This is a genomic window from Oceanobacillus sp. FSL W7-1304 (assembly GCF_037969805.1).
Taxonomy (GTDB): domain Bacteria; phylum Bacillota; class Bacilli; order Bacillales; family Amphibacillaceae; genus Oceanobacillus; species Oceanobacillus profundus.
Map to the genome: position 1 here is coordinate 3,688,744 of NZ_CP150211.1, position 25,808 is coordinate 3,714,551.

General features: G+C 37.5%; 21 protein-coding genes. 12 read left to right on the forward strand and 9 right to left on the reverse strand.

From position 1 onward, the window contains the following. The first annotated feature begins 164 nt into the window (after positions 1 to 164). From NYE61_RS18280 to solA, 6 genes are all read left to right on the forward strand, one after another. Positions 165 to 488 (forward strand): (2Fe-2S)-binding protein, encoded by a 324-nt coding sequence (locus tag NYE61_RS18280; protein ID WP_339316263.1) that lies wholly within the window; start codon positions 165 to 167, stop codon positions 486 to 488. Then, complete coding sequence (locus NYE61_RS18285) at positions 478 to 1,590, forward strand: FAD-dependent oxidoreductase (RefSeq protein ID WP_339316265.1); 1,113 nt, start codon at positions 478 to 480, stop codon at positions 1,588 to 1,590. Before NYE61_RS18280 ends, NYE61_RS18285 begins: the two co-directional genes overlap by 11 nt. After that, the gene (locus tag NYE61_RS18290) at positions 1,583 to 1,912 is read left to right on the forward strand and encodes a (2Fe-2S)-binding protein (RefSeq protein WP_303448770.1); all 330 of its coding nucleotides are present in this window, start codon (positions 1,583 to 1,585) and stop codon (positions 1,910 to 1,912) included. Before NYE61_RS18285 ends, NYE61_RS18290 begins: the two co-directional genes overlap by 8 nt. After that, positions 1,905 to 2,984: an FAD-binding oxidoreductase gene (locus tag NYE61_RS18295; protein WP_303448768.1), complete on the forward strand. Its 1,080-nt coding sequence runs from the start codon at positions 1,905 to 1,907 to the stop codon at positions 2,982 to 2,984. Before NYE61_RS18290 ends, NYE61_RS18295 begins: the two co-directional genes overlap by 8 nt. A gap of 55 nt (positions 2,985 to 3,039) precedes the next feature. After that, a complete protein-coding gene (locus NYE61_RS18300) occupies positions 3,040 to 4,458 on the forward strand; it encodes a sodium:solute symporter family protein (protein ID WP_251661201.1) in 1,419 nt (472 codons plus the stop codon). Positions 4,459 to 4,573: 115 nt separating this feature from the next. Then, the gene (solA, locus tag NYE61_RS18305) at positions 4,574 to 5,713 is read left to right on the forward strand and encodes an N-methyl-L-tryptophan oxidase (protein ID WP_339316269.1); all 1,140 of its coding nucleotides are present in this window, start codon (positions 4,574 to 4,576) and stop codon (positions 5,711 to 5,713) included. Positions 5,714 to 6,271: 558 nt separating this feature from the next. Here solA and NYE61_RS18310 read toward each other — a convergent pair. Then, a complete protein-coding gene (locus tag NYE61_RS18310; protein ID WP_339316271.1) occupies positions 6,272 to 7,951 on the reverse strand; it encodes a sigma 54-interacting transcriptional regulator in 1,680 nt (559 codons plus the stop codon). Positions 7,952 to 8,126: 175 nt separating this feature from the next. On the opposite strand from NYE61_RS18310, the gene iadA reads away from it, so the two are divergent. Further along, entirely contained in the window at positions 8,127 to 9,272 is a 1,146-nt protein-coding gene (gene iadA / locus NYE61_RS18315; RefSeq protein WP_339316273.1) for a beta-aspartyl-peptidase, read from the forward strand. A 20-nt stretch (positions 9,273 to 9,292) separates the two neighbouring features. Next, positions 9,293 to 10,726, forward strand: coding sequence for a Na+/H+ antiporter NhaC (nhaC, locus tag NYE61_RS18320; protein ID WP_303448760.1), 1,434 nt, complete (start codon positions 9,293 to 9,295; stop codon positions 10,724 to 10,726). A gap of 476 nt (positions 10,727 to 11,202) precedes the next feature. Here the strand turns inward: nhaC and NYE61_RS18325 are convergent, their stop codons facing one another. From NYE61_RS18325 to NYE61_RS18360, 8 genes are all read right to left on the reverse strand, one after another. Next, on the reverse strand, positions 11,203 to 12,306 hold the full coding sequence (locus tag NYE61_RS18325; protein WP_303448758.1) for a Xaa-Pro peptidase family protein: 1,104 nt from the start codon (positions 12,304 to 12,306) through the stop codon (positions 11,203 to 11,205). A gap of 181 nt (positions 12,307 to 12,487) precedes the next feature. Next, positions 12,488 to 13,819 carry a cytosine permease gene (locus NYE61_RS18330; protein WP_251661209.1) on the reverse strand — a complete coding sequence of 444 codons (1,332 nt, stop codon included), beginning with the start codon at positions 13,817 to 13,819 and terminating at the stop codon, positions 12,488 to 12,490. 110 nt (positions 13,820 to 13,929) lie between these two features. After that, positions 13,930 to 15,672 (reverse strand): hydantoinase B/oxoprolinase family protein, encoded by a 1,743-nt coding sequence (locus tag NYE61_RS18335; protein WP_303448756.1) that lies wholly within the window; start codon positions 15,670 to 15,672, stop codon positions 13,930 to 13,932. Beyond that, on the reverse strand, positions 15,665 to 17,704 hold the full coding sequence (locus NYE61_RS18340; protein WP_303448754.1) for a hydantoinase/oxoprolinase family protein: 2,040 nt from the start codon (positions 17,702 to 17,704) through the stop codon (positions 15,665 to 15,667). The genes NYE61_RS18335 and NYE61_RS18340 overlap by 8 nt, the downstream gene beginning before the upstream one ends. 233 nt (positions 17,705 to 17,937) lie before the next feature. Continuing rightward, positions 17,938 to 19,161, reverse strand: coding sequence for an NAD(P)/FAD-dependent oxidoreductase (locus tag NYE61_RS18345; protein WP_303448752.1), 1,224 nt, complete (start codon positions 19,159 to 19,161; stop codon positions 17,938 to 17,940). Then, a complete protein-coding gene (locus NYE61_RS18350; protein WP_118890222.1) occupies positions 19,154 to 19,492 on the reverse strand; it encodes a (2Fe-2S)-binding protein in 339 nt (112 codons plus the stop codon). Before NYE61_RS18350 ends, NYE61_RS18345 begins: the two co-directional genes overlap by 8 nt. Continuing rightward, complete coding sequence (locus NYE61_RS18355) at positions 19,489 to 19,761, reverse strand: (2Fe-2S)-binding protein (protein ID WP_118890221.1); 273 nt, start codon at positions 19,759 to 19,761, stop codon at positions 19,489 to 19,491. The genes NYE61_RS18350 and NYE61_RS18355 overlap by 4 nt, the downstream gene beginning before the upstream one ends. A gap of 71 nt (positions 19,762 to 19,832) precedes the next feature. Then, a complete protein-coding gene (locus tag NYE61_RS18360; protein WP_303448748.1) occupies positions 19,833 to 21,545 on the reverse strand; it encodes a sigma 54-interacting transcriptional regulator in 1,713 nt (570 codons plus the stop codon). Between the two features lie 159 nt (positions 21,546 to 21,704). On the opposite strand from NYE61_RS18360, the gene NYE61_RS18365 reads away from it, so the two are divergent. The 4 genes from NYE61_RS18365 to dapA are packed head-to-tail and all read left to right on the forward strand — an operon-like array spanning position 21,705 to position 25,799. Continuing rightward, positions 21,705 to 22,886, forward strand: a complete 1,182-nt coding sequence (locus tag NYE61_RS18365; RefSeq protein WP_303448746.1) for an FAD-dependent oxidoreductase — start codon at positions 21,705 to 21,707, stop codon at positions 22,884 to 22,886. After that, the gene (locus tag NYE61_RS18370) at positions 22,887 to 23,924 is read left to right on the forward strand and encodes a proline racemase family protein (protein ID WP_303448744.1); all 1,038 of its coding nucleotides are present in this window, start codon (positions 22,887 to 22,889) and stop codon (positions 23,922 to 23,924) included. It abuts the gene before it with no gap. Then, positions 23,921 to 24,877 carry a proline racemase family protein gene (locus NYE61_RS18375; RefSeq protein ID WP_303448742.1) on the forward strand — a complete coding sequence of 319 codons (957 nt, stop codon included), beginning with the start codon at positions 23,921 to 23,923 and terminating at the stop codon, positions 24,875 to 24,877. Before NYE61_RS18370 ends, NYE61_RS18375 begins: the two co-directional genes overlap by 4 nt. Positions 24,878 to 24,905: 28 nt before the next feature. Further along, complete coding sequence (dapA, locus tag NYE61_RS18380; RefSeq protein ID WP_303448741.1) at positions 24,906 to 25,799, forward strand: 4-hydroxy-tetrahydrodipicolinate synthase; 894 nt, start codon at positions 24,906 to 24,908, stop codon at positions 25,797 to 25,799. Positions 25,800 to 25,808: the final 9 nt, after the last annotated feature.

The window sequence follows — 25,808 nt, forward strand, 5'->3', positions numbered from 1 at the left end:
ACTTGCAAAATTATAATGTTATAACATTATAATTTTATCACATACAAAATACCTGTTATGAATAGATTATTGTATAACTAACTAGATTTGTATATTAAAATTTAATTTTTTTAGTCAAAATTTATCGAAAAATAAAAAATATATAACCTGAAGGAGGCTTTCTCATGCATATTAGTGAACATCCAGTTTTGAAAGAGAAATCCAATGAAAAAGTTTTTTTCTATTTTAATAATCATCGTTTAGAAGCAAAAAAAGGACAAACGGTGGCAGCTGCTCTTATGGCAAATGGTATTCGGAAATTGGGAGTGAGTCGGAAACTCTCTCAGCCTCGAGGTCTTTATTGTTCTAATGGAAGGTGTACAAGCTGCTTTGTAACGATAAATAGTCTCGATCATGTGATAAGCTGTACTACTCTTGTGGAAAACAATATGCAGGTTTTTTCCAATAATAATGATCCAGAAATAAGAGGTGAGAAATATGGAAACTGATTTACTGATTATAGGGGGTGGACCGGCAGGACTGCATGCAGCTCTTACTGCTGATAGAGCGGGGGCAAGGGTAGTAGTAGCCGATGAAACATTTTCTCTCGGTGGACAATTGAGACAACAGACTCAATGGTTTTCTAACCTTCCGGGACAGTATGGATATGGAAAGAAGCGCGGTACATGGGTGAATGAACAACTTATTAATCAAGTAGGAGCATCTAATGTACAGGTGTTAAAGAAACATACCATGATTGGTTCCTATCTTAATGGCAACATTGGTGTTTCTGATGGGGATAAGACTTTTGAAATCCAATCCCGAAAAAATATAATAGCGCCTGGAGCCCAAGAGGAAGCAAAAGTTTTTCCAGGATGGACACTTCCTGGAGTCATGACTGCTGGAGCAGCTCAAATACTAATAAACAGGGAAAAAGTATTGCCTGGTAAGCGTGCTGTTATGGTTGGTTCTAATGATTTTTCATTGGAAGTTGCAAGCCAGCTCAATTCTTGTGGAATAACAGTAGAAGCGATTGTGGAGGAAAAGAATCAAATCATCTGCTCTGATGGAGAGTTAGTGAAGACTGTGGAAAACGTTCCTGTCTATACAAACAGCACGATTGAAATAGTTACGGGTGCCGGAGAGGTGGAACACGTCGTAATTCAAACACCAGATGGGTCAAAAGAAGTTAATGCGGATCTTGTTTGTATTGCTAATGGATTCAGTCCGATACTGGAACCTTTTGAAATTATGAACTGTCATTTTGTTTATCAAAAAGAACTTGGAGGATGGCTAGCTGCGTACAATATTCATTTACAGACAACCAAACCTTCCTGCTATATTGCTGGAAATGCGGCAGGAATTACGGAACTTGGACCAATTCTATTAACGGGAGAAATTGCTGCTTTGAGTGCTTTAGAGGCGATGGGATTCATCAGCTCAGCAGAGGGAGATGAACAAAAAAGCAGATGCTGGAGAGAATTAGCTAATTTGGAAAGTGAAAAAGTACTTAAAGCAAGGACTGAAATGATAGCCGATTATCATCAGAAACATGAATTGAATCTCCCGGATTATTTCATGAAGATAAGAGGAGGGAAGATGTATGGATAAATCAACAATCGTCTGCCGTTGTGAAGAAATAAATGTTGATGAGATTGAGACAGCTATGAAGAATGGTGCTGAAACATTTGATGATATAAAGCGGCTGACTAGATGTGGGATGGGTCCTTGCCAGTCAAAGATTTGCCTTAATCCTGTAAGAGAAATTATTGCTGAATATACTGGCAAGCCTTTGACAGATATTCGGATATCAAGGATGAGAATGCCATTAAAACTTGTAAGAATGAGTGCGCTTACAAATGGTAGTGAAGGCGGTAATGTTGCATCTGTTTTTGGAGAATCAGTGGAAGATGGTGAAACGAAAAATGAATAATGTATTTGATGTTATTGTGATTGGCAGTGGGGTTATCGGGAGCAGTATTGCCTACCATCTTTCAGAAAGTAAAAATCATGAAATTCTGCTTATCGATAAGGATTTCCCTTTATCTGGCACTTCCGGTTCTACGCAAGCATGGGTTTGGGTACATAGCAAAGTACCTTCTTGGTATGGGGAATTAAGTATGTTCAGCGCAGAACTGTACCCTTTTCTAGAAAAGAAAATCGGTGATGTGGAGTATAAAAGAACTGGTGGAATAGCCCCTTTTTTCAATGAAGCTGAACGGGAAAAAGCTTGGAGACTTGTTGAACAACAGGCGGAGGTCGGAATAGATATTGAAGTTCTAACAAGAGACGAAGTACTGGAAAAAGAGCCTTCTCTCTCTTCTAATGTAGCTGGTGCTACCTTCAGTAAACTAGATGGGAATGTGAATCCATTTCGCCTCGTTGAGTTATATGTGAAAGCTGCAAAGAGGAATGGGGTCCAGTGTTCTTTTTATAATCAAGTAATCGATATAGAGAAATCTGGTGACATCTTTCGGTTGGAAACATACAAAGGAGTCTTTCGAGCGAAGAAAGTTATATTGGCAGGCGGTCCTTGGTCAAAGGATTTAGGAAGCATGTTAGGTGCAGAGATGCCGGTGAAGCAGGTACGAGGGCAAATTCTTGTTACAGAACCGCTTCAGCCGTTTCTTAAATATACTATTGGCGGTATTCGTCAGGCAGACAATGGTGAAGTATTAATTGGCTATTCGAAAGAGGAGGTGGGCTATGATAGAAGATCGACATTGGATGTTATTCAGCAAACAGCAAAAATGGCGACTGATTTCGTTCCAGCACTGGCCAAGGCAAATGTTGTTCGGACTTTTTCTGGGATCAGAGTAATGCCCAAGGACGGATTTCCAATTATCGGTGAGATCCCCAATATGGACGGTGCCTATGTGGCTGTTATGCACAGTGGAATAACATTATCACCATTAGTCGGTACATTAATGACAGAATTGCTGACAGATGGTGAAACTTCTATTGACCTTACTAGATACAGCCTTGCAAGATTTGAAGGAGTCTAAAATGGAATGTTAAAACAATATCAAAAAAAGCCAAATATATTAAGGGAGGAAAATAATGAATGCTGCTGTAGCGATAGTAATTAGCTCTATTGTAGTTTTAGGGGTAGGTGTGGCTATTTCGTTTTGGGTAGGAAAGAAGAATAAGGGAATAGAAGATTGGAATGTAGGAGGGAGATCCCTTCCAATGTATGTTGTTGCGGGCACACAGTTTGCTACTGGCATGGGGGGAGGAGTTCTTGTTGCACATGTCGGTATAGGTTACAGTGCTGGCTGGTCAGCAATAACGTATAACTTGCTATATTCTATAGGTATTGTTCTTCTTGTATTACTAGCGGGGTGGCTAAAGAAACATAATTTTTCCACCTTACCTGACATTTTCAAGAAGTTATATGGAGAGCACAAAATTATGATGAGTTCTGTTACATTACTTGCTATTGTGGTACCATTCGGCTGGTTATGTACACAGTTGGTGGCATTCGGAAACTTATTCACTGAAATAACGGGGTTATCTTTTACTTTATTGATTATTATATTTGCAGCTATCAGTTTGTTGTTCGTTTTACCTGGAGGAATGGCTTCGGTAGCATGGACTGATTTTGTTTTTGGTTGTTTTATGCTGCTACTGTCTATAGTTAGTGGAATATACATGTTAAATTATGCTGGTGGTTGGTCGGGAATTGCTTCGAATGTTCCTGAAAACCTTGTGTCGTTTCCTCAAGGGATGGGAGCGATTGGATTGACAACAATCGTATTTTGGATTTTTGCCATTTTTCCTGGTGCCCTTACAAATCAAATGTCTTATCAAAGAATCTATTCAGCTAAGGATGCCAAAACGGCAAAACAGGGTTTTATCATAGCTGCAATTGCCGGAATTATTAGTGGAACTTGGGCTTCTTTTATGGGGATTGCTATTCTTTCGCAAAATCCTGGTATGGATAATCCCGAGTTGGCTGCAGGATGGTTTCTAACTCAAATTCCTACCTGGTTTCTGGCGATTTATTCAGCTTTTATCATCGCAACTATCATGTCAACAGTCAGCAGTGCTATGCAGTCTGTAGTAGTTAATATAACAAATGATATTTATAAATCCTATATCAATCCCGAAGTAAAGGATCAAACATTGGTCAAAGCTTCGCGAATGCTATCCGTAATAATTATTGTACTTGCAATTGTTTTATCATTGTATTATCCGCAAGCTTTGGGATGGCTGCAAGCGACATACGCTTATTCAGCTGCAGGTTTGCTAGTTCCCATATTTTTTGGTATTGCCCTGCGACGAACGAAGTTACTTTCAGCAAAAGGAGCCATGGGTGGTATATTCACTGGTGTTATTGGAGCGGCAATTGCTCAATTATTAAATACAGCCATTCCATATGCTGTATATGGGGTTGTTGGTTCCTTAGTAGGTTTCCTTTTATTCAGTATGATTTATAAAGAAAAAAGAGGGCTTGATAAGAAAGTTTCTGGTCTATAAGTACAACTTGAATTTTCTGAATTTATAAATTTGCGGGAATATAATTAATTATATGATGAACGAATTAGTAATTGAAATCCTAAGCAATAGTAAGTATATGAAGGAGGAGAAAAAAATGGACGCTGATATAGGCATCATTGGAGTTGGAACAATGGGAAGCATGGCTGCATGGCAACTTGCAAAAAAGGGCGTATCTGTTATAGGTTTTGAGCAGTTTGGAATTGGAAATGACCGAACTGCTGCGGGAGGAGAATCCCGGCTTTTTCGTACAGCATACATGGAAGGACCTGAATATGTTCCCATGCTACAGGAAGCAAAAAAATTATGGAGGGAACTGGAAACAGAAAGCGGAAATTCACTGTTAACGCTAAATGGGGGGTTAATGATTGGAGAATCTAACTCTCTGGAAATTAAAACAGTTTTAAAAAGCATCGAGGATTTTAAACTGGAGCATGAAATTTTAGAGGGAGACCAGGCAGCAATACGCTATCCACAATTTAAAATATACGATGATGACCTAGTCATATTAGATAAGGAAGCAGGCTTTATTCGACCGGAACTTTCAGTTGTATCAGCTTCTTTACTGGCTATGAAGCATGGTGCGAAATTAATGAAATATACCGCAGTAGATGAAATTATTCCTGAAACTGATGGTGTACGCATTATTGCAGAAGGGAAAACGTACAAGGTAGGAAAAGTATTGATTACCACTGGTGCATGGACAGGGAAACTATTACCAGCTTTAAAAAAGCAATTGATACCGAAAAGATTATTGCTGACCTGGTTTACACCGAAAAATCTTGCTGAAACAAAAGCAAATAAGCTACCTATATTTGCTAGAATGCGCGGAGATTTCAGGCTTACAGGAGCACCTTCACTAGATGGGTCGATGGTGAAAGCTTCCTATACAAAAGATCCTTTGCCAATAGAAGATCCATCTTCATTATACCGAGACGTATATCCGGAAGAAATTGAAAAACTGCGAGAATCCGTAAAAGCCTTGCTCCCAATGCTATATCCAGACCCAGTTCGTGCGAGTGCTTATATGGATGCCTATACACCGGATAATCATGCGTTGTTGGGAGAATTACCAGGAAAGAATAATACTATCATTGCAAGTGGTTTCTCTGGTCATGGTTTCAAACTAGCACCCATCATCGGCAGGATTTCTTCTGAACTATTGATTGAAGGGAAAACAAAAAGCAATATCAATCATCTTGATCCAGGTAGATTATTATCAAAGCATTATAAGTAGTACGGTTAAAATCGACTAAAGGTGTAATTAATAAAAGAAGACTATTCTGTGCTGGATAACGATCTAAGACCAAACTGCAACCGATGGGAAATAAGGATATTCGTGTTAAGTCCACATATATTGGAGTATATGAATGCGAGAGTGTAACATATGGCTGAGGTTTTTGTTAAAAGAGAGGGTGTAATGCCCTTTCTTTTTTGTGGAGTTGGAATCTACAGGAATGGTTGAAAGCTAATTATTGTTCAAAAATATTGTTGCTGTTGGTGAGATGGTATCGAAGCTCAAACAAATGCGAAAATTTAACATGCAAGCAATCTAGGTACAATCAAGTGCAAGCCCGAAAGGAAGGGCAGAGGTAATTCAATAAGTTGAATTACCCCACTATTTTTATTTAGTATGGAAGTTTGGTATATATAATAAAGCAAATCAGCCCTATAAGCGTATACAACTATTTGGTCGTTTTTCTTTATTATAATTTCAAATACGTGGTCTAGATCCAACGTTTTTAGACTATAACAATCTATTGAAAACGGAATACTATGAAGATCTTCCAGGTATTCACTGTACTCGCAATTCGTTCTGATACACATCTAAAAACTGCTCTCCTTTTGCTGAAATAGTTGTTCCAGCTCTCCCTTTTCGAACGTTCAATAGTCCTGTTTTATTCAGCACTTCTATTCGTAATCTTAACTGCTGATCAGTAAGACTGTATTGCTCATCTGAAAGCAACTGCTTTATTCTCCTTCTACCATAAGATTCATTTTGCTTTTTTCCTTTCTGATAGATTTGCAGAAGGCTTATGCTTTCCGAAAGAAATCCATGTTTTTCAATCGTTCTTATTATTTCGTTGATACCTAAATCCTGTTCAGTGTTTTCGGTTGCATCGAATTTTTGGTTCCCTTTGAAAAATAGCGGTAATGATTCACGTCCAATCGATGTCGTATTTAAACATACACAGTATGAAATAACGTTATATAATTCCCTCACATTCCCAGGCCAATCGTAATGATAAAAGGCCTCCATTGCATCTGTAGAGAATACCAAATCTATTCTGTTGAAGTGACCCTTAAAGGCTTCAATTAATTGTGACAAATCATTCTTTCGTTCTTTGAGTGATGGCATCTGAAGTACATAAGAAGACATATAGGAATAAAGATACGTACGAATGATCCCTTTTTGAAATAACGTTGCCAAGCTTTCTAAAGAGGAGGTGATTATCCGTATTCGATTCTTCATCGGATTTAAATCATTCGATTCAATCAAGTTAAATAACTTACCTTGTAGGGCATATGGCAGTTGGTCGATATGCTTGATATATAACGTCCCACCACTTATGGCATTGATAATACCTTCTATTTTTTCGTCTTTTGAGCCAAATAATTCCTTTTCTATAAGTTGTGGCTCTTTGTCTAAACAATTATAGACGTAGAAAGGCAATGCTGCCCCAGTAGAATCATTATGAATCATTTCTGCAAGCATTTGTTTTCCTGTTCCAGTCCCACCCTCAATATGGATTGCATCAGGTGTTTTCGCTAGTTTGCTTGCTATCCTGATTGTAGACTGCAAGGAAGGGGAACTTGTCTTCAAACTATCTAATGTACGATGCTGATTTTGATCATGAATGGAGATGGGTAAGCTTTCTGTTTTTTTATCGGTTGCATAAATCATTGCCTTGATATAAAGCTGAGTTAATAATGAAACCTTCATATCCAACTGACAGTATTGTTTTATTTGTATTAGTGTTTCTAAGGAAATAATGCGTGGTCCAATATCAATCATCCGTGGAAATCCTTTTGGGATAAGGTTCGTTTCTCCAGGAGTGATAACAAAGTCTATTTTATCAGGCATTGGCTTTTCTGAAATATAAGGATAAAAGGTATGGTTTGGCAAAAAAAGTTTCAGGGATTCCAACGTTTGTATCGTGTTATTGTAATTATCGTTTACAACCAATATATTTTTTCTTTGTTTCGAAAAAATGAGTTCTTTTAGATTTCCAATATTCTCTGTTCTTTGTGCCACAATGGAAATGGCAGCCTCGGGCAGAAATGGCTTTACTAATTCTTGTATTTCCATCGCAGATAATAAAACAAGATCACTCGATAAGAGAGTGTCGGAGTTTAACTCTTTTAAAGTTAGCCCTTCGATCTGGAGGGAAGTTCCGAATATATACTCCAATTGATTTTTTAAAAATAGTAAGTTATCTTCTTGGATTCCGATAATAATTAATCTTTTTTTCATTAGTGTCACGCTCCATAGTTCCTATCATATACCCCTATTTTACATGGTAAATCGATATAATCATAGAATCCTTTTTTTATAAATGGGTTGTAATGGGTTGTATTAATTTGGATAATGATTTATAATCCTATTATTCTAATAATTTAAACAGAAAATTTAATTAAGGAGCGAAAAGATGTTTACACTGATTAAAAATGGTGAAATTTATGCACCAAATTATATGGGGAAGCAATCTATTCTAATGATTGATGAAAAAATAGTGAAAATAGGAAGTATAAATGAAGAAAAATTGCGAGCGCTTTTTGACGTTAATGTGATAGATGCTTCTGGTTTAATTGCTACTCCAGGTATGATCGATCCACACGTACATTTAATTGGTGGAGGGGGAGAAGGAGGCTTTGCTACAAGGACTCCGGAAATCCAACTGAGTACTATTATTGCTTCAGGTGTTACTACTGTTGTTGGCTGTCTAGGGACAGATGGAACAACACGACATATGACATCTTTGTTAGCAAAGGCTAGGGGATTGGAAGAAGAGGGAATTACGGCTTATATTTATTCAGGTAACTATCATATCCCTACTCCAACGATAACTTCATCGGTAAAAGACGATATTATGTTAATTGATAAAGTGATCGGAGCGGGAGAAATTGCAATATCCGATTCCAGATCAGCTCAAGCCTCTTTACATGAGGTTGCAAAATTAGTTGCAGAAGCCAGAATAGGTGGTTTGCTAAGTAAGAAAGCAGGAGTAACTCATTTTCATGTTGGTATTGGAAAAGACCGTTTGGCATTTTTACATGCGCTTTTAGAAGATTACGAAATCCCACCTGCAAATATTTATGCAACACACATTACACGAAGCAAGGAACTTGTTGATGATGCGATCCAGTTGGCGAAAAAGGGGGCATTTGTAGACATAACTGCAGATGAAGACACAGGTAAATGGATTCAGTATTATAAACAAAGTCAAGGTGACATGCATCAGCTGAGCATTTCCTCTGATGGAAATGGCAGTCTACCTAAATTTAATACGAGAGGGGAATTAATCGGATTTGGTGTTGCAACGCAGCAAACCTTGTTTGAGCAAGTTATATCCACTGTTAAAGATTATGGTTTGCCTTTAACTGAAGTATTACCTCTTGTCACTAGTAATCCTGCAAGAGCACTTCGTTTAGATGAAAAGGGTGCTCTGAAGGAAGGGTTTGATGCTGATATCCTTATGCTGGATCAAAATTCACTAGAAATTAAACATGTTTTTGCAAAAGGGCAACACATGCTTAGGGATAGGGAGATTCTTGTCAAAGGAACATTTGAATAAAGATATTAGGGGGAAATACGATGCAAAGAAAACCAACGTTATTAGAAGCATTTTTACCGATTATAGTCATGCTATTGCTATTAGCAATTGGTTACGGTGTTTACGGATTAAGTCCGGAGCCATTATTAATACTTGCATCTATCTTCGCTGGGGTTATTGCACTTAGGGTAGGTGTGAATTGGAATGAAATGATGCTTGGTATTCGCGAAAAGCTCGATATGGCAATGCCGGCCATATTAGTTTTGATATCAATAGGAATTTTAATTGGAAGTTGGATGATTTCAGGAACGATACCGATGATGATTTATTATGGTTTGGAATTAATTAATCCACAGTTTATTGTACTTATCGCGTTTATTGTCTCTGCAATCATTTCAATTGTAACAGGAACTTCCTGGGGATCTGCAGGTACAGTTGGCGTCGCTTTGATGGGGATTGCTACTGGGCTTGGCGCTTCATTGCCTGCGACAGCTGGTGCGATTGTTTCAGGTGCGTATTTTGGGGATAAATTATCTCCATTATCCGATACAACAAACCTCGCACCCATTGCAGCAGGGAGTGAGCTTTATGAACATATAAAGCATATGCTTTATACGACCGTTCCTGCAGCTATTGTTGCAATGATCGTTTACACAATTGCAGGGTTCAATTTATCGGCTAATGCTGTTGCAACACCAGAGGTAATGAATATCATGCTTCAGACATTAGCCGATATGTTTCATTGGAATATTATACTATTACTGCCCCCAGCCATTGTGCTTTATGGATCGATAACCCAAAAGCCAACATTGCCTACAATTATTTTTTCATCTTTTGTAGCTGCTATTATCGCAAAATTCTATCAAGATTTTGCAATAACTGATATATTTGCTGCTACTGTTACAGGGTTTGATGTTTCCATGATAAACAAGCCTGATTTTAATGCAGAAACGGTAATATTTGAAGTGACCAGGTTAGTTAATCAGGGTGGAATGCAGTCCATGACAAGTGTAATTATGATTGCCTTTAGTGCATTTGCATTTGCAGGAATTATTACCAAAGCAGGAGCATTGGAAGTAATTATGGATGCATTGTTAAAGATTGTGAAAAAGACTGGTGATCTTATCCTATCGACTGTTGCCTCCTGCATAACAATGGCACTTGTTACTGGAAATTCATATTTATCAATTATTGTTCCAGGAGAATTATTTAAAGAAACATATCAAAAGAAAAACCTACACGCAAAAAACTTATCAAGAACATTAGAGGATTCAGGAACTGTAATTGTTCCACTTGTGCCATGGTCCTCTGCGGGTGTATATATGGCAGGGGTTCTTGGTGTTTCAACGATTAGTTATGCGCCTTGGGCAATAGTTTGTTACTTAGGCTTTATTGTCGCGATTATATCGGGATATACAGGGTTTGGGATTGAACGGATTAAAACAAGTGATTCGAAAAAGGTTAATGCTGGGTAAGAGGAATTTTTACTACTTAGTATATGGAGGCGTTCACCTTCTAGGCTTTTTTCAAGTGCTTACTCGTTTTTAAATGGTGCTATTGAGGTAAAGTGTGGTATTTTTCATTGAACTTGAACATTGATGAAAAATACCACGTTATGTTTAGTTATTTGAATTTTGTTCTAGTCACATTAAATCCATCACACAAACTCCATTTTTTTAGAAATGTTAGTTGTAGAATCTAATACTAACTCAGCGTATTGGTCAAACTTAGATTCATCCATCCTAATTAAAAAGGAATCGTATGGTCATACTCTTAAGATTATTGGAATTTTAAACATAATGGGCAAGTCTACTGAAAATAAGTTGGAGGCATTTTAGGAGGACCATTCTTGATTGGAATAGTCCTAGTTGTGGTGAAAGAGGATAAGTTTATACTCTCTTCTCGCATTGGAATTATCTGTTCTTTACCAACCTATCTCTATTTCCCTAAATTATAAAATCTGCAATTCCTTAGGAAACGAAGTCAATACATCTGCTTTACCTTCTTCATTGATATAAACATTATCTTCAATTCGTACTCCTCCATAATTTGGAATATAGATTCCTGGCTCGATCGTAAATAAAAGACCTGGTTCTGCTATGTCTGCATTACTTTCGTGAATTGAAGGCTCCTCGTGCACTTCGATACCAAGACCGTGACCTACACGATTATTAAAATATTCTCCATATCCTTTTTCTTTAATAACATTTCTCGCAGCAATATCAAATGTTTTAAGTGGTACCCCTGCTTTTACAGCATCTAACCCCGCATTGGTAGATTGTAAGACAATGTTATAGATTTCTTTCTGTTTTTTAGAAGCTTCTCCTATTAAAAATGTTCGTGTTATATCTGAGCAATAACCATCTTTAATAACACCAAAATCTATCAATAGAAAGTCACCATTTTCAATGGTACGACTTCCTGGTGTTCCATGCGGTAGAGCTGATTTTTCCCCTGATAGAACAATAGTGGAAAAAGAAGGACCATCGGCACCAAATTTTCTCATTAAGTATTCTAATTCAGCAGTTAAATCCATTTCACTCATTCCGGTTTGAACTTTTTTGATACCTTCTGCTAAAACCCTTTCTATAATTTGGATAGGTTTTCTCATTTGTTCTATTTCAATTGGAGACTTCTTCATTCGCTCAGAACTGATGTAAGGTTGAATGTCGATATAGGAAGCCGTTGGGAAAGTTTCTTGTAAGTGTTGATACCGAAAGATATTGACAGCTTTCTTTTCTAAACCGAAAGTTAAAATGTTCGCACTCACATTAGTTTGGAGCTTGGTAAATGGGTTTTCTTCATCTGAGATGGGTACAATGGTTTGGACGGCAGAATCATTTCGAGCGATTTCTACATCTAATGCAGGCACAAACAACGTGGTTTTTTCATTTTTGTTGTCGATGACTAGTGCCATGAAACGTTCATGTGGATTGGAGAGAAAACCAGTGTAATAAAAAACATTGGCAGGATCAGTGATCATAGCGATATCAATCTTTTCGTTTTGTAAATATACTTGAATGGATTCAAGACGTTTTATGTATTCCTTTTTCATACAAATACCTCCTTGTAGTATGTTTTTATTTTAGATTAAGATTTAAACAATAGGAAATAAAATGATAACATTAGTAACTTGGCATGAATATTTCATGTACTAAGTGATTACATCATGTGTGCGTGGTTGAAATATAAGAGAAAGTCTCACCAAACGGATAAACCTTCTCTATTGCTATCAATTATATTGAAATATTTCCTTCTGCATATTTATCGTCAGAATCAATGTTTGTGTTTGTGAATTGGTCTGGTTGCACCTTCGATTTTACTCTCATTAGAATAATATATACAACTCCAGAAAATATTAATGACTGAAGAGCAGGGATGCCGATTGGAATAATATATTCTGTTAAGTAGCCAATAAATGAACCCAATAACATAGCGATAGTAGCCATCCAGTTCCAACCTTTATTATCAATCCATTGTTGTTTGCGAATAAAGAAGAAATCAGCAAACATAATAGCAGCTATAGAAGGATAAGTTACACCTAAAAGTATTAAAAATTCCTGGAAATATGTTAATATACCACCTAATGCTAATAAGACACCTAATAAAGAGCCAATTATGGTTAATATTGCTCTACCTTTATTTGAGTTAATATTAAACATATTTGCTGCAGCTAAACCGATAGAGTAACTTGCTACGATTTGACTTGTCCAAAGAGCAACATATAAAATAAGAAAACCCCAAATAGGAAAACCTAGATCCTGCATGACAACAACTATATCTGGGTTACCAACGCCTACCGACATGATGGCGCCAGTTAAGAAGAAGAGCAAACCGATAATTACAATGCCTAGAGGAATTAAAGCCTGATCTTTTATTTTTGGTTTAGAGTATCTTGTATAGTCAGAAGCAATCAACCATTGAGCAACATTTGCGCCAAGTACTAAACTAATCGCTCCATAAAAAGTGATCGACTGTTCTGGATTCCAAGAAAATATCGAATCCCACCCTGTCCCTCTTAACGCTAAGTAAACTCCACCAGAAATTAATAATATACCGGCAGGAACAGCGATATAATCTGTCCATTTCATTGAGTCATATCCTAGAACAGCTGGAAGAGAAAAAACCAAACCAGATATTAAAGTGATTAGCGCCCATAGCATCCAGCTTTCAGTGTAATCAATTCCTAATGTAACGGATAGGGCATTTCCAGCTACAGCTGTATTCAGGCCAAACCATCCAACGTTTAATATAACTAAAGCAAGGCCTACTAAAAACCGAGCCTGTAATGAACCGAAACTAGTTCTTGCAATAACAGATGCGGGACGCCCTGTCTTTGCACCAAGATAACCTTGTAATCCATTTCCTATCCACTGTATAATTACTAAACCAATTAATAATATACCAATAATTTCCAACAGACTAAAACTACCTGCTAATGTAGATCCCACCATAATGACTGGCACGGCAAACTCAAGACCTCCAAATATAGTGGCTGGAACGATCCAATGCTGCCTTTTCGATAAAGGTACAGCAGATAGAGCATTGTCTTTCTTTTTGCTTTCCATAAGCTACCTCCTTGTTTTTCAATAATTAGAAGTATCTGATAATTAATGCGCTATTATGGTCCAAGAAGGCGATAGAAACCCCCTCTTGAACCAGTATTGTATTCAATTAGTTATTTATTTCTATATTCTTTCGTTTTTTGTTGATTTACTTCTTGTAAATTGGCATCTATTACGACACCATACTCCGCCAAAGCTGTATCGATATCAATATATCCATCTAAGTAGTCTTCTAATACTAATTCTGGTAATCGTGTAAACGGATGACCAAATCCACCACCACCACCAGTTTCAACTCTCACAAAATCTCCTCTTTGAACTGGTTTTGAGTTAACTTTCAAAATCTGTTCTTGTCCTTGACTACTTTCAATAGTTACTTTTGGTGGATATCCTGCATTTCCTTCGAATAAACCCCAAGCGGGATCTAGAGAACGTTCAAACCACAAAGATAGATTGGCAGATTCTGATCTAATTTCGTATTCTCTAGTAACACCAAGACCTCCACGAGTTTTACCAGCACCACCGGAGTTTTTTCGGAGTCCATAAGAATTAACTTTAAGTGGATATTTTCCTTCTAACACTTCAATAGGTAGATTTTTAAAATCTCCATTAGAATTGTTGATTAAACCTGACTGGCCGTCATTTTCGGAAAATGCTCCCCAACCGCCAGCAGTTGGTTCAACGTATAAGAAAGAAGATTTAGTTTTGTCGTCTTGACCAGCAACGGTAATAACCATAGAGTCCCCATAGTGTGCTGCTGCACTTTGTTCTTTTAAAACTGGAGATAATGCCTTAATTATTAGGTCGATTAATAAACCGAGAGATGTGAAATACCAACCACAAGCAGCAGGTTCTTCGGCACTAAAAATCGTTCTTTTTGGAACAACAATGTCCATTGTTTTAAAGTTTCCACCAGTAACTGGTGAATTAGGTCCAATTAAATGTTTGAAAGCTACTCTGCATGCAGACACAGTCTGGGCATGGCCACAGTTGGTCATCCCTTGGCGTTGTTCGCTAGATCCAGTTAAATCAATTTTTAAGTGCTCCCCTTTAATTGTTACTGTTACTTTAACAAGTACTGGCTCATCAGTAACCCCATCATTATCAAGATACCCTACTTCCTCATAAATACCGTCAGGAATACTAGAAATTTGTTCTTTATCTAAAAGCTCTGATTGCATAAAAATGTCTTTGATAGATCTACGGAAAGTTTTAAGACCATGTTTATTGATGATATCATTTAATCGTTTTTCTCCAGTTCTGCAAGCAGCTATTTGTGCGTTTAAGTCGCCCAATGCATCTTTTGTCATTCGGCTATTAATAGTGATTAGATTGATAATATCTTTTCTAGGTTCTCCACCATCGTATATTTTAGTCGGGGGGATTCTTACACCTTCTTGATAAATTTCGGTTGCATCCATTGGATAACCAGGATCTTTGGCACCTATATCCAACCAGTGTGCTCGTGTTGCAGAGAAACCAACTAGTTCTTTTTCAAAAAAGATTGGAGAGATAACCGTAATATCATTTAGATGTGAGCCAGCCAAATATGAATCATTCATAATATATATGTCACCAGGTTTGTACTGTTTGTTCCCGCCAATGAATCTCGTTGTTTCTATAATACAGACATCTAGATTGCCTAGAAACATCGGAAGTCCAGATGATTGGCCAAGCAGTTCAGCATTTTCATTATAGATTCCGACACTACAATCCTTCATTTCATAAATGATAGGGGAGAAGGAGCTACGTGCAAGACTTTCATTCATTTCCTCTGCCGCTGAAATTAACGCATTTCGTATGATTTCGGTCGTGATTGGATTTTCTAAAAAAGTAGCTGACTTTGTATTAATCATTTTTATTCCTCCTGATAACTTCAAGATTTCCCATAGTTTCTACATGAACATGATAATTTTCTGGTACAACAATGGTAGAAGTATTTGATTCAATAATGGTTGGACCATTAATAGTTTGACCATAGGCTAAATCTTTTGTGGCGAAGACTGGTGTTTCAATCTCTATATTATTCCAAACGATATTTTTTCTTCTGATTGGTTCTGGAATTTCTACTGATTTGGTTTCAGAAAATACTTTTTCTTGTGTCTTTAAAATTCCAAAGCTGACAATTCTTAGGTTTACAACTTCCACATCGCCCTCTGGGTTATTGTGACCATATATTCTTAAGTGCGTATTATGAAATTGGTCTTTTAATTCTATTAAAGAATGAGTATTTAAACTTGATTGTAAAGGAACAGTGACAGTATACTCTTGGCCAACATAACGTAAGTCAGCTAATTTATTAAACTCAATATCTTCTCTTTTTATTTTCTGCTGTTTTAAAATTTCCTCTGCCTCTTGTTCCATAGTTTGATAGATTTCATGCATTTTTGTTTGATCCGTATTTTCTAAAAGAGAAACAAAGGTTCGAACATCATCATGACGAATATCAGTTTGTAACATTCCCCAGGCTGAAAAGGTACCAGCGAGAGTTGGAATAATAATTCGTTTAATACCCAGATTTTCAGCAATTAGCATGGAGTGCATCGGGCCGGCTCCACCAAAAGCTACAAGGGAAAAATCACGTGGGTCGATTCCCTTAGAAATAGTTAAAGTTCGTATTGCATCAGCCATTTTAGAATTAGCAATTTCACAGATTCCTTCTGCAGTTTCGATAACACTTAAACCTAGTCGGTTTGCTAGTCTTTCAATAGCATTGTATGCTGCTTGCCAATCTAGTTTCATCTTGCCACCTAAAAAACCTTCAGCATCGATTCGGCCTAAAATTAAATTAGCGTCTGTTACAGTTGCATCCGTTCCACCATTTCCATAACAAGCAGGCCCGGGAGTGGCACCAGCACTTTGTGGTCCTACACGTAATCCGCCTCCTTCAATCCAGGCAATGGATCCGCCGCCAGCGCCAATCGTATGCATATTAACCATTGCGGATAAAATAGGGAATTTTTCGACATTTGACTCGGAGGTGATGTCGGGTTCTCCGTTGATAACCATACTTACATCAAAGCTGGTTCCTCCCATATCTATACAAATTAGATTTTCTTTTTTGATGCTTTGTCCTAATTTTAGACTTCCCATGGTACCACCAACAGGACCTGATAGTAAGGTTTGAATAGGTTTTACCTTGGCGATTTCTGATGTCATAACCCCACCATTAGACTGCATAATGTAAAGATCTTTATTTAACCCTCTATGGTCAATTTCTTCTTCAAATTTTGCTAAGTACTTTTCAACGATAGGGGCAATATAACCATTAATTATTGTTGTGCTAGTTCGCTCATATTCCCGCCATTCACGAACCATTTCATGCGATAGTGATACGGAGATACTTGGCAATTTTTCCTGAATAATTTTTTTCACTTGCTTTTCATGATCTGGATTCTTATAAGAGTGCAAAAGACAAACTGATACGGAGTCATAGCCATTATTTGAGATTTCATTTATAACCTCATTTAAATTGTCGATGTTTAAAGGGTTCTCTATATCTCCGTCCACCAAAACTCGTTCATCCACTTCGAAAATATGACGACGCTTGATTAAAGGAGTAGGTTGGCGATATTGAATATTATAAATTTCGGATCGATTGGCACGTCCTATTTCGTATAAATCCCTAAATCCTTTTGTTACAAGTAAAGCCATTTTTGCACCTTTTCTCTCTAAAAATGCATTTAAGCCAGCAGTCGTCCCATGGACGAAAAAGTCAACTTCTTTAAAATCATCTACCATTCTTGTAATTCCGTTTAATACACCTTCTGATAAATTCTGTTGTGTTGTTGGTACCTTTTCTGTTCTATAGACTCCAGTATTATTATCAAATAACACTACGTCTGTGAAGGTTCCGCCGATATCTGCGGCTAATCGATATCTGGTCATTTAATTATGCCTCCCATGTTATTAATATTTTCATATAAATTAAACGCTTTCATAGATTGTACATGCAACAACTGTGCCAACTATAATTTTGTTGTAAAGTCTATAGGTTTTTATATAAAGGGATTCCATTAGTAGCATTCTTTTTATAAATATTTTTACAAAATTGTGTATACGTTTTAAAGAATTTTTACACAATGCTTGCTGATGGTTATTATTCTGTAAGTGTATAAAAATTAAAAAAACTGTACAGTATTATTTACCAAGTATTCCTCCCACTCCTCCTGAATCCTCCTTCTCCCACTATCCACCTCTGGATGAAATTGAATATAAGCATTCTTTCTCGTATCTGCTCCTTGTTGGACAGCATCTTTTAAATCTTCGTCTAACTGATGTTTCCCACTGCGTTTAGCGATTGATAACCCAGCAATTTTTCCTTGGGCAGCGGCAACTTTTGCTCCTTCTATACCTGTAATATTTCCTGCGACAAATAAACCTTCTACTGGTGTCATCATTTGTTCATTATGTAATGGTACATATCCGCCGAGTTCCTCAATATAATGAAAAGGACATCCAGTTAGTGCTGCTAGTTCTGCTAAAGGATAAAGACCGCCAGCAATACAGACAAAGTCAACAGCAATGTTTTCTTCACTTCCTTCTATAACCTCGCCTTTACTGCTAATCGAAGCGATGGTTACTCCTTCTACTTCCTGCTCTCCGTAAATTTCAATAACAGCCTTTTTTAGTTGAATGGGAATGTCCCACATCTTCACACCTTTTCTAGGATAAAATGTAACGCCTAATTCTTTCATGAAATTATTTTTCATTAATTTGCTTCCTAATTTTACAAAAGTGGAAGGGGCCATATGAGCAACGTGAAGTAATGAATCTAATACCTTCTTGGGATGTGCAGATTCATGCGTAATTTGATTGTTTTTCGGTAAGGCAAGACAAGCAATATCTACCCCTGCGAGTTTTAATTCCATGGCGATAGCGGACGATAGAACATTAATACCTATAATAAGCCCGTGGTTCCCGGGTTTTACACGATGTACATTCGTCATTACCTGAGCTGCTCCAATAGACATAACTCCAGGCAATGTCCAGCCGGGGATTGGTACTGGAGCCTCAGCAGCTCCTGTTGCTAGTAATAGATTAGTTGTTTGAAAGGTTTCTTTGTCTGTATAGACCATCCATAAACAATCTTTCTTTTCAATATTAAAGACAGATGTTTCTAAATAGAATTGAACACCAAGATTTACTGCTTGTTGGAACAACTTTTTAGATTCATTAATTCCATTCCACCAAGAACCATCTGGCTGTTCATAAAGTTGACCTAGCAAACGACCGCCTGGTTTCATGTACTCATCGATAACACTTACTTCTAATCCCTTTTGAGCACATGTAATAGCTGCTGTTAATCCAGCAGGACCGGACCCAATAATAATGACATTATTCATCAGAAGACCTCCAATCCCTTACTGGTGTTGGCAGTTTGCCATGGCTTTCCACGATCATATTCCCTTTTAATGGGGTAAGGCATGCACGAACTCCTTGCTTGCCGTTTATACTTACTCTGCATTCAAAACAATGACCGATGTTACAATAGATTCCTCGTGATGAACCACTTTCTTCGTGATGGCGAAGGGTGCGAATTTCATTTGCTAACAGTGCAGCAGCTAAAGATTCGTCTTCATAGCCTGTATATTGTTTATCATTAAAGGTAAAGGTAACTGCTTTTTTCTTTTCTAGCTTTCCGAGTATTGGGTGGTCGGTGACGCGCAATGTCATTTTCCTTCTCCTCCTAAATCCACGAAATTAACAGGTCTAATTGGTGCTTGATATTTTAATGATATATTTTTCTTGCTTTGCTCACTTCCGACTTGCTTTGCAACTTGATCTACGATGCTTCGGCAGGTTCTCCCGCCACAGTAGCCCATTCCTGCGCGTGTTCTGAGCTTTAATTCTCTTGCCGAGCAGCTATAGGTTATTGCTGTATCTAATAATTCTTGATATGTTACTTCTTCACATCTGCAAATTATCATTTCACTTTCTCTCAATTGAATCACCTCATCTTTTTCTCAACGTTATTCATGCAATAATCGTGCCAACTTTTAAAAGAGACGGGCTTTCAATTTTTTATTCCAAGTTTATTTAAACGGTTATATAGGGTAGCTCTAGTGATTTGTAACTTTCTAGCAACGGCATTCTTGTTACCACTTTCATTATCGAGTTCATGTAAAAGTATTTTCCGTTCAACCTCTTGAAGTCGGTCAGCTAATGGACGAGAATCATTTTTGTAAATAGAGGTCATCGAATTGGTTTTAATTGCTAATCCATCAATTTCAAAAGGTAAATGCTCTAATTTAACCTGACCATCTTCCGAGAAAACAATTAAGCGCTCGATAACATTTTTTAGCTCCCTGATATTACCTTGCCATTCATGGTTTAACAGGGCCTGCATTACTTCCTGGGAAATTCCATAAATTGGCCGGTTATATTTAATGGATATCTCATATAAAAAGTAATGTGTTAATTCAATGATGTCTTCTGGTCGCTTGCGTAACGGTGGAATTTCAAGACTTACCACATTTAATCGATAATAAAGGTCTTCGCGAAATTTACCTTCCTCAACTAAATCCTTTAAGATACGATTCGTTGCAGCAATCACTCTAAAATCAACTGTTTTCTCTTTCGTTCCACCAACCGCATAGAATTTCTTTTCTTGGAGTAGCCGTAAGAGTTTTACTTGCATTTCTAAAGGCATTTCTCCAATTTCATCTAGAAATAAGGTTCCCCCTTGTGCTAGTTCGACCTTTCCTTTTTTTCCTTTATTGTCCGCTCCAGAGAAAGCCCCTTTTTCATAGCCAAACATTTCACTTTCAAATAGAGAGGAAGGAATGGCGCCACAGTTGATGGCAATAAAAGGAGCTTTATTGCCTTCGCGAATTGTATGAATTGCTTTGGCAAAAAGTTCCTTTCCTACTCCGCTTTCTCCATGAATTAATATGTTTGTAGACGTACTTGCTGCCTTCTCAGCCATGGAAGTTGTTTTCTTAAGGGTTTTACTGTTACCGCGAATAAGTTTAAATGGATCTGAGGGTATGAATCGATTTGTTTCTCTTTCAAGTTCAAATAGTTTTTCTGATGCATTGTTTAATTCATTATTTAATCGTATTTGGCTTGTTATATCTATCTCAGAGACAACCGCGCCAATTATTTGGTCTTCTAAATAAACAGGAGTGGAGTTGATTAACACGACAAGGTCTTCTCTTGCTTTATGCTGTTTGTGCTGAAGGGAATCGCCGTTTTTTAAGGTGTTTAGCAGCTCGAGCCGTTCAGGTCTGAAGAAGTCTGTAATTGGCTTTCCAATGATATCTTTTTGTTTTACAGAAAACAGCTTCTCTGCCCCTTTTGTCCATACGAGTACATTCTGATTAGCATCAATAACAGTACATGACCCATCTATTGTTTCTAAAATAGCTTGATAATAAGCATTTAATTGTTTGTACTCTTTTCTAAGCAACTTAAATAAATCGAATGTACTGAGATATCCTATGTAGTTTTTCTTCTCTTTTAAGACAATGAATCGATGTTTTTCTAACAATATCATTGCTTCGTTTACATGTATATCTGCTGAAACCTCTTTGCATGGATAATAGTTTAAGTGGTCTGTATCGGGAATCAATTCAATTAAGTAGACATTTTCTTGGTTTTTAAAAAGGAGCTTTTTTGGTTTATTGGTTTGAAGTAAACTTCTAAGCTCTTTCTCATCATCTTTTCTATCTGTAATGGTAAAAAAATCTTGTTTCATAGCTAATTTAAATTCTTTTTCAAAATTCATTTGGTTAACCTCCTTGTGTATAAAAAGTTTTACAGGTTTATAAATAATTTTACATCAACATATTCAGAAAACAATGTATGTTATGAAAATAGAGTGAATATTGTTGGCATGCATTTTGCATATTAACTCGTAACAGCGTCTTGAAAGGAGGTATTAAAAATGGGAAATGCAAAGCATCGTGACATTGTAGTTATTGGTGGGGGAATTATCGGGGCAGCTATAGCCTATTATGGAGCAAAAGCAGGATTGGAGATAACGGTGTTAGAAAAGAATGAACTAGCTAGTGGAACATCTTCAAGGTGTGATGGAAACATTTTGGCTATAGACAAAGATCCAGGCTTTGATAGTCAAATGTCTTTAAAAAGTCAGCAACTGGTACATGAATTGAGTAAGGAGCTAGAGCAACCATTTGAGTATCGTAACCCAGGGAGTATTTTGGTTTGTGAGAATGATGAAGAAATGGAAGCAGCACATAAGTGGGTGCAGCAACAAAAGGGTGCTGGATTGGATTTTCGAATGCTTGATCGGTCTGATTTAAAAAATGAATCAAAGTATTTTGCGGATGATTTATATGGTGGTTTGGAATGTAAGACTGATTCGACAGTAAATCCATATATGTTTACCTTTTCTATGTTTCATCGTGCTCAAGAACTTGGAGCAATGGTACATATAAGGACAGAAGTAACAAATGTAGCCAAAAAGCCATCTGGCCAATTTGCTATTGAAACAACGAATGGCAAATTTACAGCGAACAAAGTGGTGAATGCATGTGGGGTATGGGCACCTTTTATTGGAGAAATGTTAGAAGTGACTATTCCCATTAAACCAAGAAAAGGACAGCTTATTGTAGCATCGAGACAGCAACCAATAGGATTGCGAAAGGTTATGGAATTTGGTTATCTTATCTCGAAATTTGGTGGAATAAGACAAGTGGATACCATAACGGAAAAGTATGGGGTTGCCCTAGTTTTTGAACCAACGGAAAGTCAAAATTTTCTCATTGGAAGTAGCCGGGAATTTTCAGGATTTAATACGAAGGTAAATCATGAAGTAACGAAGTATATTGCGAGAAGGGCTGTTCGCTTTTATCCGAAGATAGCGGATATGACAGTTATTCGGACCTACGCTGGTTTACGACCGTGGACAGAGGATCACCTGCCTATCGTTTCTCATGTAGAAGAAGTTCCTGGTTTTTATATTGCAGCAGGGCATGAAGGAGATGGAATTAGCTTGGCGGCTGTGACAGGAAAACTTATCGAAGAAATGTTATCAGAGAAACAAACCTGCATACCAGTTCAACCGCTTCGCCATGATCGATTTAAAGAAAGGGTGGTTCAATAGATGAAGTTTCAGCGTCTATTTTCAACAATTGATACACATACTGGTGGAAATCCAACACGGACCGTTATTAGTGGACTTCCACCGATTAAGGGAAATACGATGTCAGAAAAAATGCTTTATATGGATGAACATTACGATTGGATTCGGAAATTTTTAATGAATGAGCCTAGAGGACATGAGGTGATGTCAGGTGCTCTACTTGTAGAACCGTGCCACCCTGAGGCGGATTTCGGGGTCATTTACATCGAAACGGGCGGATATCTTCCAATGTGTGGTCATGATACTATTGGCTGCTGTACTGCGTTAATTGAGGCAGGGCTAGTTAAAGTTTCTGAACCATATACCTATCTTAAATTAGATACTCCAGCTGGCTTAATTAAAGTCACCATTAAAGTGACTAACGGCAAAGCGGAAGAAGTAACCTTTTCCAATGTTCCTTCCTTTCTATTAAAAACCATCAAAATAGATGTAGAAGGAATTGGAGAAGTAGAATGTGATATTGCTTATGGGGGCAATTTTTATGGCATTATTGATGCTAGAAAACTAGGGATTGAATTGATAAAAGCAAATGCATCCACGATTATAGAAAAAGCTACTACCATTCGCAATACAATTAATGCTGCAGAGGAGATTGTGCATCCAGAATTTCCATTTATTCAAGGATTAACACATATTGAATTTTACACAGATCCAGTTCATCCAGAAGCAGATTTGAAGAACACTGTAGTCGTCCCGCCGGGAGGGATTGATCGCTCTCCATGTGGAACGGGTACTTCTGCAAAACTAGCAGTTATGTATAGTAAAAATGAAATAAAAGAAAATGAATTGTTTGTGCATGAGAGTATTGTTGGTTCTTTATTTAAAGCGAGAATTTTAAACACAACTACTGTCAAGAATGTAGGAGCTGTTATTCCAGAGGTAACGGGGGCAGCCTGGTTAATGGGTATGCATCGGTTCTTTTATAATGAAGAAGATCCACTGCAAGAAGGGTTTTTACTCATTCCTCCAATGGAACATGAAATGGAGGATATAACATGAAGATTAAAACGACTTACACAACAACCGATGTGCATGTAGCAGGCGAAGCTTACCGAATTATGAAGGAGGCACCATTGGGTTATTATCAAAGTTTGCAGGAGGTGAATGAGCAGTTTCCAATTATCTATGAGCAAGAAATGAAACTACTTTTAAATGAGCCACGAGGATTCGCTGGGCTGAATGGCTGTTTGGTCGTTCCACCTTTTAAAAGTGGTGTGGATGCAGCTGTTGTCTTTTTCAATCATACTGGAACTGTTCCAATGCAATATGGCGGAATTGTTGCTGTCATAACTGCATTGCTGGAGTCCGGTCAGTTAAAAGCAAAACCTTCAGCTGAATATAACATTGAGACCGTAAGCGGTGTTGTTACGGTTTGGGCTACTATAAAAGACGATGAAGTGAAAGTTGTTTCATTAAAGAGCGGGCCATGTAAGGTTGTAAAAAACCATGTTCCAATCTCTTATTTAGATTTACAGACAGAGGTTACTTTTGTTCAAGCCGACCATCTCTATGCGATTTTTGATAAAGTGGGGCTGCCTTTTGATATGGAGATAGAGAACCTTCCTGAAATTAACCAATGGGGGAAAAAGGTAATCGAAGCCTTAGGAGAGGAAAGCCATGATTTTAGCCGAATCATTTTACTGGATCATTCACAATTAAGTAGTGGAAGAATCAAAACAGTAACATTCCGTCCGGATCGTTATATTGTACGCTCTCCAGGATTTGGTACTCTAGCTGCGTGTGGTAGTTACTTATTAGAAAATGGCGATATATACTCAGGTAGGCAAATTGAAAATGAAGGTATATTTAATGCGAGACTGGCAGGAGAACTTTTAAAAAAAAATGAATGCGATTACAGTTTTAGTTTTTCAGCCCGCGGATTTATTACGGGTATACAGACATATGTTTTAGATCCGACAGATCCATTATCTGAAGGGTTTTTATTAAAATAAGAAATTAATTAAACAGGAGGAAAATAGAATGACTACAATCAGAGGGGCTTATCCAGTATTAATTACGCCAATGACACAGGAACAGAAAATCGATTGGGATGGTGTAAAGAATAATGTTCATTACTTCGTGGATCAAGGTGTAGCAGGTATCGTCATCAACGGAAGTACGGGTGAATTTGTCAGTCTATCAAAAGAAGAGAAATTCCAAATGGTAGCAACTGTTATGGAGGAAGTAGGTGGCCGTATTCCTGTTATTGTTGGTACTGCTGCTGAAACAACAAAAGAAACAATTGAACATACAAAGCAGGCTGAAGCTCATGAAGCTGCTGGTGCGCTAATCATTCCACCTTACTATATGAAACCAAAGGAAAATGAAATGTACCATCATTTTAAAGAAGTATCTCGTGTTACAAATCTACCAATTATGCTTTATAACAACCCATTTACTTCTGGTGTGAATATGAGTACAGATTTAATGCTACAGATTGGTAAGGAGTGTGAAAATGTCCGTCTTATTAAGGAATCAAGCGGTGAAATTGACAAGGTAAGAGATCTTGCACGAAAAGGCAAGGGGGATTTTGAAGTATTCTGCGGCGCTGAAGAACTTGTGATGGAGTCTTACTTCGTTGGAGCAACTGGATGGATTTCTGTTGCAGGTAATATCGTGCCAAAGCTTGTTACAGACATGTATAACCATTTCCAAAAAGGTGAGTTGGAAGAAGCATGGGCAATCAATGATCGAATTTTACCGCTTTGTACGTTCCTTGAAGGATCAGGAAAGTATGTGCAAATCGTGAAGAGAGCGATGGAATTAACCGGTAATGCTGGCGGTCCTGCAAGATTCCCTCGTTTAGGTCTATCTCCAGAGGAAGATGAGAAGCTAAAGGGATTACTGGCAAATTTAGAAACCGTAAATAACTAAAAATTAGTG